The organism is Roseofilum sp. (genome assembly GCF_982964205.1).
The window spans coordinates 1-11,646 of record NZ_CEZBFX010000140.1 but is presented as its reverse complement, the minus strand read 5'-3'; the positions used below and the strand labels follow the sequence as shown (position 1 = coordinate 11,646).

The following is an 11,646-nucleotide window of genomic DNA, read 5'->3' as shown; positions in this document are numbered from 1 at the left end:
TGTTCTAGATTTGGGTATAACCCGCCCCTACGATTGAATGAACAATGAACAATGAACAATTAACAATTTTCAGGTCGGCGATAGCCGAAACAATGGTTCTGGGCTGGTGGGTTGGGTTTCCGGTGGGTGGGGGCGGGTTTAGAGGATTGGTGGTTTGGTGTTCTAGATTTGGGTATAACCCGCCCCTACGATTGAATGAACAATGAACAATGAGGCGATTGGGGAGAAACCGGGTTTCTACGAGCATATGGAATAGTAGAACAGATTTGGTCAGAAACCCGGTTTCTGGAAGCTGGGGGTTATGAGAGGGCGATCGCTTCCTCAATCATTGATTAGCTAAAATAGAGGCAATAGTTTGACAATCTTCTTCTAGATCCTCAGTTATATAAGGTAGATAAGCTTTTTCTCGTTTCAGAAATTCATAAGCTTGCCAACGAGAACCCAAATTAAGTCTTGAACGGACTTGAGCGGCTCCGATAAGACCTTGGCGATACTCATCAGCTACAATGAGTTCTAAAATTCGGCGCGAAGCATCCACAGGTTGGAATTGATTCGCAATATCGCTAGGGAGTTCAATGGTAATCTGCATGATTTTCAAACGGTTCCTGTTCGGATAACGATACTTCATTCGTTTCGCCATGAGAACCAGTAGTTTCGGCTTGAATGGAATTGAGGAGTGCTTGGGCTAAGTACCAGCGATCGCCTATGGGTAATGCTAGGATGCGATCGCGTAGTTCTGGTAATGTCATCTCTTGCGTGCTACGTCAACTATTTTTAGGATAGCGCGATCGCCCGATTTTTTACTCTGTATTGTAGCGATCGTTTGTTTCTGCAACCATCCCCAAAATCTGACGATACAATGCTGGAGAGATTCTAAACTGCGATCGGGCAATCAAATCATCCATTAAAGGCTTTACCGAACTGAGCAAATTTTTCTGCTTGGCTTCTACTAACATACCCAGTAATCCCGTAATTCTCAGCCCTAACCGATGGGCTTCTGCTCTACCACAACGCTCATCGATCAAGAGCAAATCTGCTTTCAATTCTAACGCCAGGGCGATCGCCTCAGATTCCCCCGGATCTAACCTTACCTCTTCCTGAAGGCGGACAACTTCCTGATTATTGGTAACTTGCCTTACTTCTAACCAGGGAACCGTTTTCACTTCAACCGCTCCAGGAACCGGTGGCTCGATCGCGACCAGTTCGCGATATACTGCTTCGGGAATGATGAGGCGATCGTAGAGTTCCGCCAAAAGGTGCAGATGGGAAATTGCTGCCAAGCTCGTAATCACGGATGTATCACTGATGATAATCACAATCGCCCTAATTCTCGCAAGTTCTGGATATCCAACTCAAAATCTTCCACATCATAAGAGTAAAGGGGAATACTGCGCTCCTGCAAAAGTTGGCGAAACTGCTGTGGAGACATCCGCGCTAACTGACTGGCATACCCTAAAGTTAAATTTCCGGTTTGGAAGAAATGTAAAGCAATCTCGCGACAAAATTCATCTTGGGTAAGGTGTGAGGCTTGGAGGATGTCATCTGAAATCAGAATGCTCATAGATTTAGCGCTTAATAATGAACAATTAACAATTAACAATGGTTCTGGGTTTCCGGTGGGGTGGGGGCGGGTTTTGGGAATTGATGGGTTAGTGTCCTAGATTTGGGTATAACCCGCCCCTACAGGGTATTAATTCAAGATCTATTTATTCCATTCTTCCCGGATTTCCTGCTGGAATGCCAGAGGATCAACCCGTTGCGGGAGAAACCCACACAGCTCTAAAGGGTCATCAAAATCGGCACTCATCACCATTGCGCCTCGATTGAGTCCCGGTTTCGGCGCTTTTGTTTCCTTTTCAGATGCAGAACTCTCAGCCGTTGGAGATGCTCCATTCGTCTCGCCATGAGAAGCGCTGGTTTCGGCTTGAATGGAATTGAGGAGAGCTTGGACTAAGTGCCAGCGATTCCTTTCCTTCGGACATGAACGGAAAGCTCCGCTAACGCCTACAGGCAATGCTAGGATGCGATCGCGTAATTCTGATGGTGTCATTTCTTCTGTACGAGATCAATCTTTCTTATGGTAGCGCGATAATGCTACGCATTGCTTTGCGATCGCATTGGTGAGGGCAAAGAAACCGGGTTTCTACACAGATATGGAATAACCAAGCAGAGTTGCAAGAAACCCGGTTTCTGGCTCCACAGGATAATTTTACAGTCAATGTTAAAGTCCCTATTTCCTTTCAGTCAAGCCAAGGTTGATGGACAGAAGGGCGATATACGGGGCGTTTGGGTTGGCGAGGAGTAACGGGAGTAGAGCGAGTCATCTGTTGGACGGTTCGATCTTGAATTTTGGGTTGATGGGCTTCTCCTTGCCAAACCTTCAAGGTTTTATCCGCACTTGCACTGACAATAAATTGACCATTGGCACTCCAAGCAACGCTATTGACGGAATTTTGATGACCGTCTAAGGTGGTTAATAAAGTAGCCGTTTGTACTTGCCAAATTTTGAGGGTGCGATCGTCACTGCTACTGACCAAAAATTGACCATCGGGACTAAAAGCAAGCGATCGCACATAATCCTGATGTCCCTCAAATATCTGCACCGTTTTCCCCGTCTCAAAATCCCACAGTTTCACCAAATTATCCCAACCCCCACTGGCGAGAATCTTTCCATCGGGACTAAAGGCTAAGGCGTTGACAATCTTTAAGCGGGAAGCCAAATCTCCGAGAGTTGCAAACTCAACTTCCCGCCCAACATGCCACAGTTTAATACTATTATCATCACTGCCACTGGCAATAATTTGCCCATCGGGGCTAAAACTCACCGCTCGCACGGAGGCTAAATGACCGGTGAGAGTATAGATCGCTTCTCCGTAGCAAGGATCGGTGGGGTCAAGTTGCCAAACCTTTACGGTGCGGTCTTTACTGGCACTTGCCAACAGCGTTCCTTGAGGATTCCAGGCGATCGCATTAATCGCGTCTCCATAACTTCTCCGATCCCCTACATGACTCTCTCCCAACTGCGCTCCCCATTCCCCTTGTTGCAAATCCCATACATAGATCGCGCGATCGTCTCCCCCACTGGCTAAAAACTGACCATTGGGACTAAACGCCACCGCATTCACGTATAAAGCATGACGGCGGAGGGTTCCCTCATGCTCTCCCGTCACCCCATCCCAGAAGCGGACCGTTTGGTCTTCCGAGCCACTGGCAATTACCCTGGCATTTGGATGTATCGCTACTGCGCCCACCCATTGCGTATGACCACTGAGAGTATGCACGCACTGCCATCGATCCGATGAAGGAATGGAAGGGAACTGAGACGCTAAGGCTGACACGACTGGTTTTATCGTTGCTGTGGGCTGATTAACCCGACAATCCAGAGTCGGCAAACCTTGCAAATCCTTGAGAACCTCTTGGGCAGAATGATAGCGATGATTAATGGCATCGGCGATGAGGCGATCGATAATTGTTGCTAGGGGTTCACTAATTGGATTATCGTCCAAATTCTGCCGCCAAATCCAAGTATCTTCATGAATATCAAATAGCTCAAACGGTGACTTTCCAGTCAGCATATGCAGACAAGTTACCCCTAAACTATACAAATCGCTGGAAAAAACGGCCCGTCCCCGTCCTTGTTCTGGCGCTAAATATTCCGGCGTGCCAATCGTTGTTCCTGTTTTTAACAAAGCTGTTGATGTGGCATATTTCGCCGCACCAAAATCTACCAAAACCAGTTCTCCATTTTCACGCAAAAGGATATTTTCTGGTTTAATATCTCGATGAATGATATGGTGATGATGGATAAAATCTAAAACCGGCAGAAGATTATAGAGTAAATCGCGGATTTGGTTCTCATTAAATCGTCCCGTTTGTTCTAGAACCTGGCTTAAATTTTGCCCATCAATAAATTCTTGTACCAGATATTGCCGAGAATCTTGGGTAAAGTGGGCATAGAGAGCCGGAATTTGGGCATGTTGTCCCAGATCGTCTAGTCGTACTGCCTCTTGCTCAAACAATTGGGTTGCCTTTTGCACATTGTTGGTTCCCTGGGCTTGGGGAAAAAACTGCTTGATGACACAATAGGGTTGGGAAGGTTTATCGAGATCGATCCCCAGAAACGTGCGCCCAAAACCCCCTTGACCAATACATTTGAGCGCTTTATACCGGTCTTTGAGCAACAGGGCACTTCGACAGCTTTGACAAACTGTATTGCTGTCAGAATTTTTAGGTTGCTTGCAGTCCGGGTTGAGGCAATATCTCATAACATAGGTTGGGCGGGGCATATCGATCTATCTTATAGCGCTTTCCGCTTCGCGGACATGAAACGCGCTGGTAATTGGTAATTGGTAATGGGTGAGTTGAAAGTATGTATGATTTAGTGATTAAAGGGGGGCGTTTTCCAGACGGCGATCGCCTGGATCTGGCAATTTCCGGCAGTCATATTGCGGCTATTGCCCCAGAAATCAATGCTCCCAGTCAACAGGAATTATGGGTAAAGGATAAGTTGATCAGTCCTCCGTTTGTGGAGTCCCATATTCATCTCGATTCTGCTCTGACTGCGGGAGATCCGCGCTGGAATGAGAGCGGAACCCTGTTTGAAGGGATTGCCATTTGGGGCGATCGCAAGCAATCCTTAAGTTACGAAGAAGTTCAAGAAAGAGCCTTAAAAGCGCTCAAGCAGCAAGCCGCACAAGGAGTCCTTTGGGTACGCACCCATGCTGATGTGAGCGAACCTAACTTGATTGCCTTAAAAGCCTTATTGGACTTGCGAGAGCAGATAAAAGACTGGCTAACCCTGCAAGTCGTTGCCTTTCCCCAAGATGGCATTTACGGACAACCCCAAAACGAACAGCTTTTAGAAACTGCGCTACAATTGGGTGCAGATGCGGTTGGGGGAATTCCTCATTATGAATTTACCCGTGAAGATGGGGTAAAATCTGTTCATCGCATCTTTGAACTGGCGCAACAGTACCATAAATTAATCGATATTCACTGCGATGAAATTGATGACGATCAAGCCCGATTTTTAGAAGTGGTTGCTGCCTGTGCGATTCGTAGTGGACTCGGTTCCCAAGTAACGGCGAGTCATACAACGGCTTTCGGCTCCTATAATAATGCCTATGCCTTTAAGCTGATGGGGTTGCTGAAACGGGCGAAGATTAACTTTATTGCCAATCCTTTAATTAATATTACCCTGCAAGGACGCACCGATACCTATCCCAAACGGCGCGGCGTTACCCGTGTCAAAGAGTTATGGCAAAATGGCTTAAATGTGTCCCTCGGTCATGATTGTATCCAAGACCCTTGGTATACTCTGGGAACGGGCAATATGTTAGAAGTTGCTCATATGGCGGTTCATGTCTGTCAGATGACGGGGATACCAGAAATGAAGGCTTGCTACGATATGGTGACTACAGGGGGCGCAAAAACTTTAAATGGATCTAATTTATATGGCTTAGAAGTGGGTAAACCGGCGAATATCATTATTCTGGATGCGGATAGTCCCTATGATGCCATTCGCCGACGGGCAACGGTGGAGGTTGTCATTGCTCAAGGGAAAATTCGGGTACGAACGGATGTCCCCCAAGTCCATTGGCAGACTTAAATCGTTTAGAAATATAGCACTTTGTGCTGTTATGAAGTATGCTATTGAATCCCCAAAGCCATATACCACAATCCCATTCCCTATTCCCCATTCCCCATTCCCCATTCCCTATTCCCTAGCGCAAAGTGCTATGTTAACCAGTCTTCAAAATCCTTGGGTGAAGCAATTGCGAAAGTTGCATCAAGCCAAGGGGCGTAAAATCGCCCAATTATGCTTACTAGAAGGAACCCATTTGGTAGAAGCCGCTTGTCAGGTGAATGCGGCTTTAGAGAGTGCCGCCTATACTCCCGAATGGTGGCAAAAAAATGCCCAGCTAGGAGCGCAACTGCAAGAGTGCTGTCAACGGGTGGAGCAAGTGAGTGCTGAGGTGTTAAAGGCGATCGCCACTACGGTCAATCCTGATGGCGTAATTGCTACTCTCCGCCGAGATGCCCCCAAATCCCTATCCCCGCGACTTCATAGACTAGGACTGATCCTAGAAACTCTGCAAGATCCGGGTAATTTAGGCACCATACTTCGCACCAGTGCCGCCGTCGGTTTAGAGGCGATCGCCCTCAGCCAAGATAGTGTCGATTTAGACCATCCTAAAGTCCTACGAGCTTCTGCGGGCGCATGGTTTCAGGTTCCCATGGCAATACAACCGAGTTTACCCGACTTTATCGCCCAATGCCGTCAACAGGAGATGCAAATTATCGCTACAACTGCTAATGCTCCCCAATCTTACTGGGATATTAACTGGACACAACCGACTTGGGTAGTATTGGGCAATGAAGGGGCAGGATTATCGTCAGAATTGCTCGACTTAGCCGATCGCCAGGTGAGTATTCCTATTGCTGAGGGAGTAGAATCGTTGAATGTGGCGATCTCTGCTGCTCTGATTCTCTACGAAAGCCAAAGACAATGGACAGAGAAGGAATAGAAGGACGCGGGGACCTGGAGACGCGCAGAACGCCTATTGCCAACCCCTCATTCCCAGCGGAAAGCGCCATATTTTGATAAAGTCAAGAATAAATCATTGCAGGAAAAGGCGTTAAGGGAGGCTTAGGGGTTGTGGCAAATCACTGGTGGGAAATTCAAATACTCTGCGATCCAGCCTTAGAAGATCTGATTTTCTGGCGTTTAGATCGATTTGGCTGTCAAGGAACCAGCAGCGAAAATAAAGCTAACGCTCGATTAGTGCAAGCCTACTTACCCCAAGAAAAAGCCCAATTGCTTGATTTAGCAGCTTTATCTATTGGTTTTCGCCAAGATGCCCTTACTGTTTCTCTACCCGTTCCTGGCGTTCACTGGCACTTAATTGAGGACGAAGATTGGTCAATTACCTGGAAAAAGCATTGGGAACCGGAATCTATTGGCGATCGCTTCATCATTTGTCCTGCTTGGTTATCTCCTCCCGAAGCCCCAGATAGACACATCTTATACTTAGATCCGGGGATTGCCTTTGGTACAGGAGGTCATGCTACCACCCAACTTTGCTTAGAATCGTTAGAAATGCGCCTAGGTGAACCCGAAAAAAACCAAGACTTAGTTTTAGCTGATATTGGGTGTGGTTCAGGCATTTTATCCATTGGCTCTCTATTGTTGGGCGCGGATCGAGTCTATGCCGTTGATACCCATCCCCTAGCTATTCAAGCGACAATCGGTAATAGCAAACTCAATCATTTAGGAAGCGATCGCCTGATCGCTGCTCAAGGGAGTATCCATGAACTGATCGAAACCCTCCCTACCCCCGTTGATGGCATCCTTTGTAATATCTTGGCTGAAGTCGTGATCGATCTCATTCCCAAATTTGAGGCGATCTCTAAACCCAGCACCTGGGGAGTAATCAGCGGTGTCCTCTTAGATCAAGCCAAACCCGTTGCTGATGCTTTAGAACAACATGGTTGGATGGTGGCAACTCTTTGGCGACGGAAAGAATGGTGTTGTTTCAATATCCGTCGTGAGTTGGAGGATTGAAAAGGAATAGGGAATAGGGAATGGGGAATAGGGAATGGGGAAGGGGGAATAGGGAATAGGGAATAGGGAATAGGGAATAGGATTCTATTGCCGTGTCTCCCTATCCCTGTATTTCCTTAAATTTCGGCAACTGCACGTTCAATTAAACGATGGGCTAGGGTCTGAATTCCAGTATGTTCATAATAATTGGTACTCACATCCAGGAATGCAGCCAAATAGTCTAATTTATCATCGCTGAATTCGACAAAGCTTTGGAGACTATTGGCTACATTCGTTGGCGTAATGCCGCGATCGCTGACAAAATCACCCATCCAATTGGAAACCGAACCAAACGATTCACCAATAAAGCCCAACTTACTCTCTTTATCACCGCCAGGGATTGCATCTTCTATCGCCCGGAATCCCTGATTTTGTTCTAAATCACTCGTAGAAAGACCACCAATCCAATCCGCAGCTACACCTAAAAAGTCTGGCCCTAACGGAATTAAACCATCAAAACAAACCAGGGCCGCCATCCGCATTAACGACTCACCACTATAATCCCCTAAAGCACCAACAAAATCCCCAATACTATCCCCAGGAATTCCATTAATTGAGCAAAATCCGAGCAATTCCGCCACGACTTTTAACGATAAATCAATCGTTTGAGCTTTACCCGGTTTGGGAGTCAGGCTAGTTAACAAACCACCCACTAAAGGAATTTTATCACCAACCCTATTCGCTAACGAAGCTGCTCCCAAGGCCCGACCTGCTCCACTGACGGTTTGATAGAGCCAAAGGGCCCGTTGATAGCCTTCAGCTTTATCATTGAAGAGTTCGATCGCGCGATTACCAATCGCTTCGATCATCTCCGGATCTTCCTCTCCGGTAATGGTGCGGATGCTATTCTCAAACCCCACCAAGTTATTCCACTCTCCTGGAACTACAAAATCCAGGGCACGTAACGACTTAATGGTAATATTATCTGTGGGCAGTTCATCAACTAATTCAAAGATCGGTTTACTCATGGTTCTTGCCTCAATTACTCCTGAATTTTGAAACCGTTTACTGATTAATTATTACTCGCAACACTTTCTCCTTTTATCCGATACATTTTCATCCCCCTCAATCCTTCTTTTTCAGGTGGGTCTAGGGGGATCTTTTCCTACTCTACCTTATTCCATTTCCAGCGATCTTATCTTTCTCCACTGCTTGACTCCTTAAACCGTTCCCCAACCTGGAGGAGGAAGCGCCACTTGATCGTCAATCTTAGAATGGGAAACAGCAGACATAGAAGCAGATAGCCACAGAAACATTTCCACGAAATTGAGTCCTTTTAATTTTACGGGAGTCCGCACCACAATCTCGCTTAACTGGGCTAAATCAGCATTTTCCACACCCACGGCAAAAAAGGCTACTTGTTTATTATTTTCTGCTTGTTGGATGCGTTGAGCGGCTTTTTGCACCACTTCTTCTGGTTCCCCTTGGGGTGCGCCATCAGTAATTAAAAATACCCAAGGACGATAATAGGCAATTCCATTGGCGCGATATTCAGCTTTTCGGGCTTCAATTAAATCCAAGCCTGTATTAATTGCACCTCCCATATAAGTCATTCCTTGGGATTTGAGTTTGGGGGTTTCAAATTGATCGGCAGTTACAAAGTCCAGTTCTACCTTGATTTCATTATTAAAACTGATAATGGCCACTTCCACCCGACGAGCAGCTAAGGTATCTTTATTCAGGTCAGTGCGAAAGGTTTCTAAGCCCTCGTGTAAAGCATCAAGGCTCTCTCCTTGCATGGAACCAGAGGTATCAAGCAAGAGGACACAGGGACAACGGGGTTCTGGGTTCTCCGCAAATTCGACGGCTTCATCAAGTCTTAAGGATTCAGGCATGGCGATCGACTAATCTCTACTCCGGTTCTATGCTAATCAAAAGTATATAGCGCTTTGCGCGGGTAATGGGTAATGGGAGAATAGCGAACCGGCCCCTTATCTCTGACAATTGTTCATTATTCATTGTTCATGCCTCTGTTGAAAGGTGTTCTCAGGACTCTAGGCAATTACCCGGTTAATGTTACTCTTCTATCTGGGAAAAGATTCTTATGCTATTGAGAGTTCCAGTGTAGTAGAGGTGATTCCTAGAGTGCCCTTGAGGAAGATTAATCATGTGCCAGATTATGTAGCGAGATTATTTAATTCCCGAGGCAACATTGCAGCAGCGATCGATTAGGAAATCTTCAGAAGGTACAATCGGCTGATTATTGTTTCGGATCGCGATCGCAAAGAAGACCGGATTCAAGGTTTAGAAGAGGGGTAATTGTCCTATTTCCCATTCCCTATTCCCCATTGCTGACGGCGCTATTGTAAGATCAAACCAATTTTTAATTTTTCATTGAACCATGCGAGTCCTGTGCTTGAGTAATGGCCATGGGGAAGATGCGATCGCCACTCGCATCTTACGCCAATTGAGAGCCACCCCCAATCCCCCAGAATTATCAGCTTTGTCCTTGGTGGGAGAAGGTCAAGCCTATCGGCACATGGATATTCCTCTGATTGGCCCAGTCAAAGCGATGCCCTCTGGTGGATTTGTATATATGGAGAGTCACCAGTTAGCCAAAGATGTCAAAGCGGGAATGCTGCAACTCATTTGGCAACAGTATCAAGCTATTCGCTCCTGGGCAAAAGATGGCGGCGCAGTCTTAGCTGTTGGAGATATTATACCCCTACTGTTAGCTTGGCTCAGTGGTTTACCTTATGGATTTGTAGCGACAGCCAAGTCAGAATACTGGATTCGGGATGAAAATGGGCCCTTAACCGCCAGTTTCGCCCAGGGTTGGTCCGGTTCGGTGTATTTGCCTTGGGAGCGCTGGTTAATGGCACGGCGGCGCTGTAAGGGAGTGTTTCCCAGGGATCGGTTAACGGCTCAAACCCTGCAACAATGGCAGCAGTTACCGGTGTTTGATTGTGGGAATCCAATGATGGATGATTTATTACCAGTGGAGCAGGAACCCGAAGAAGAGGAAAAAGAGAAACCCTTGGCATTAGTTTTACTCCCCGGTTCCCGCGCTCCAGAAGCCTATGAGAATTGGCAGGTGCTATTAACTGCAGTGGGGCAAGTTATGGGCGAACCGAAACCATTTCCAGGATTGCATCGACCGATAAGGGTGTTTGCGGCGATCGCTCCCGGAATAGGTTTAGAAACCTTTGGCCAAATCCTGGAATCCTTTGGATGGCGGCGCAAAGCCCCCCCCGAAGGCATGGCTCTGCCTTCTCCAGAAACACTCTGCTATACCCTCAGTAATGGCACATTGTTCTTAACTGAAAACGCCTATAATTGTTGTCTACAACAAGCCCATTTTGCCCTGGCCATGGCCGGAACTGCCACTGAACAATTTGTCGGTCTCGGTAAACCGGCCCTGACTTTCCCCGGAAAAGGCCCTCAATTTACCTCCCAGTTTGCCCAAGTGCAAGCCCAACTTCTCGGCCCATCCGTGATACCAGTCAAAAGCCCTCAAGCCGTAGCCCAAACCCTCCAAGACCTTTTACACGATCCCGATCTCCTACAATTGATCTATGCCAATGGCAGACGGCGGATGGGCGAACCTGGTGCTTCCCAAAGAATTGCGACTGGTTTCTTAGAAAAAATTTCTGCCCAGAGTGGTTAATTACCTAGACCTGTGCTATACTAGGCTATAGTCTGAATTTATGGCGAGCGTAGCCAAGTGGTTAAGGCAGCGGATTGTGGTTCCGCCATTCGCGGGTTCAACTCCCGTCGTTCGCCCTCTTCAAAAGCTTTTAACACCGAGAGTTTTATCCACGAATGGCGGAACCAAAGCTCGCTGCTCTGCCTAAAATCTGCCTAAACTCACCATAACACCTCCAAAAATAAGGTGCAAGAAATAGGTTGAATGAGTTAGATAGTAATTAGAGTTTTCTATAGATTTCATAGAGAAATTCAAGGGGTTCCCTGAGAGAAACTGGCAACCCCTCCCAAAACCCCTAAAAATCTCTCTCACTTTCAGGCGCAACTGCTATCACCAGGTGATTCACCTGGTGTTCAGAGATGAGAGAGGACTGCTCCTGCAAAATTCCTATTCTCAA

13 protein-coding genes and 1 tRNA gene are annotated in these 11,646 nt (G+C 46.8%); 6 read left to right on the top strand and 8 right to left on the bottom strand.

Annotated elements, in window-relative coordinates; genetic code table 11:
• Positions 1–325 precede the first annotated feature (325 nt).
• From AC3A14_RS22040 to AC3A14_RS22015, 6 genes are all read right to left on the bottom strand, one after another.
• On the bottom strand, positions 326–589 hold the full coding sequence (locus AC3A14_RS22040; protein WP_318735100.1) for a UPF0175 family protein: 264 nt from the start codon (positions 587–589) through the stop codon (positions 326–328).
• On the bottom strand, positions 573–749 hold the full coding sequence (locus AC3A14_RS22035) for a hypothetical protein (protein ID WP_318735101.1): 177 nt from the start codon (positions 747–749) through the stop codon (positions 573–575). Before AC3A14_RS22035 ends, AC3A14_RS22040 begins: the two co-directional genes overlap by 17 nt.
• Before the next feature lie 51 nt (positions 750–800).
• The gene (locus tag AC3A14_RS22030) at positions 801–1,316 is read right to left on the bottom strand and encodes a PIN domain-containing protein (RefSeq protein ID WP_487779163.1); all 516 of its coding nucleotides are present in this window, start codon (positions 1,314–1,316) and stop codon (positions 801–803) included.
• Positions 1,313–1,561: a UPF0175 family protein gene (locus AC3A14_RS22025; protein ID WP_318735110.1), complete on the bottom strand. Its 249-nt coding sequence runs from the start codon at positions 1,559–1,561 to the stop codon at positions 1,313–1,315. Before AC3A14_RS22025 ends, AC3A14_RS22030 begins: the two co-directional genes overlap by 4 nt.
• A 141-nt stretch (positions 1,562–1,702) precedes the next feature.
• A complete protein-coding gene (locus AC3A14_RS22020; protein WP_318735113.1) occupies positions 1,703–2,050 on the bottom strand; it encodes a hypothetical protein in 348 nt (115 codons plus the stop codon).
• A 190-nt stretch (positions 2,051–2,240) separates the two neighbouring features.
• Entirely contained in the window at positions 2,241–4,286 is a 2,046-nt protein-coding gene (locus AC3A14_RS22015; RefSeq protein ID WP_487779162.1) for a protein kinase domain-containing protein, read from the bottom strand.
• 83 nt (positions 4,287–4,369) lie between these two features.
• On the opposite strand from AC3A14_RS22015, the gene codA reads away from it, so the two are divergent.
• The 3 genes from codA to prmA all read left to right on the top strand — a co-directional run bounded on the left by codA (position 4,370) and on the right by prmA (position 7,564).
• The gene (gene codA / locus AC3A14_RS22010; protein WP_318735119.1) at positions 4,370–5,608 is read left to right on the top strand and encodes a cytosine deaminase; all 1,239 of its coding nucleotides are present in this window, start codon (positions 4,370–4,372) and stop codon (positions 5,606–5,608) included.
• A gap of 130 nt (positions 5,609–5,738) precedes the next feature.
• Positions 5,739–6,527, top strand: coding sequence for a TrmH family RNA methyltransferase (locus AC3A14_RS22005; RefSeq protein ID WP_318735122.1), 789 nt, complete (start codon positions 5,739–5,741; stop codon positions 6,525–6,527).
• Between the two features lie 131 nt (positions 6,528–6,658).
• Positions 6,659–7,564 (top strand): 50S ribosomal protein L11 methyltransferase, encoded by a 906-nt coding sequence (prmA, locus tag AC3A14_RS22000; protein ID WP_318735125.1) that lies wholly within the window; start codon positions 6,659–6,661, stop codon positions 7,562–7,564.
• A 116-nt stretch (positions 7,565–7,680) separates the two neighbouring features.
• On the opposite strand, the gene AC3A14_RS21995 is transcribed toward prmA, so the two are convergent.
• Together AC3A14_RS21995 and AC3A14_RS21990 are read right to left on the bottom strand one after the other, a co-directional pair.
• Positions 7,681–8,571, bottom strand: a complete 891-nt coding sequence (locus AC3A14_RS21995) for a hypothetical protein (protein WP_318735127.1) — start codon at positions 8,569–8,571, stop codon at positions 7,681–7,683.
• 192 nt (positions 8,572–8,763) lie between these two features.
• Entirely contained in the window at positions 8,764–9,438 is a 675-nt protein-coding gene (locus AC3A14_RS21990; RefSeq protein ID WP_318701968.1) for a vWA domain-containing protein, read from the bottom strand.
• 178 nt (positions 9,439–9,616) lie between these two features.
• Between AC3A14_RS21990 and AC3A14_RS21985 the strand changes: the two genes are divergently transcribed.
• From AC3A14_RS21985 to AC3A14_RS21975, 3 genes are all read left to right on the top strand, one after another.
• Positions 9,617–9,775 carry a chemotaxis protein CheW gene (locus AC3A14_RS21985; protein WP_413039162.1) on the top strand — a complete coding sequence of 53 codons (159 nt, stop codon included), beginning with the start codon at positions 9,617–9,619 and terminating at the stop codon, positions 9,773–9,775.
• Between the two features lie 169 nt (positions 9,776–9,944).
• Positions 9,945–11,210: a lipid-A-disaccharide synthase-related protein gene (locus AC3A14_RS21980; RefSeq protein WP_318735129.1), complete on the top strand. Its 1,266-nt coding sequence runs from the start codon at positions 9,945–9,947 to the stop codon at positions 11,208–11,210.
• Between the two features lie 43 nt (positions 11,211–11,253).
• Positions 11,254–11,326, top strand: a tRNA-His gene (locus tag AC3A14_RS21975).
• Positions 11,327–11,646: the final 320 nt, after the last annotated feature.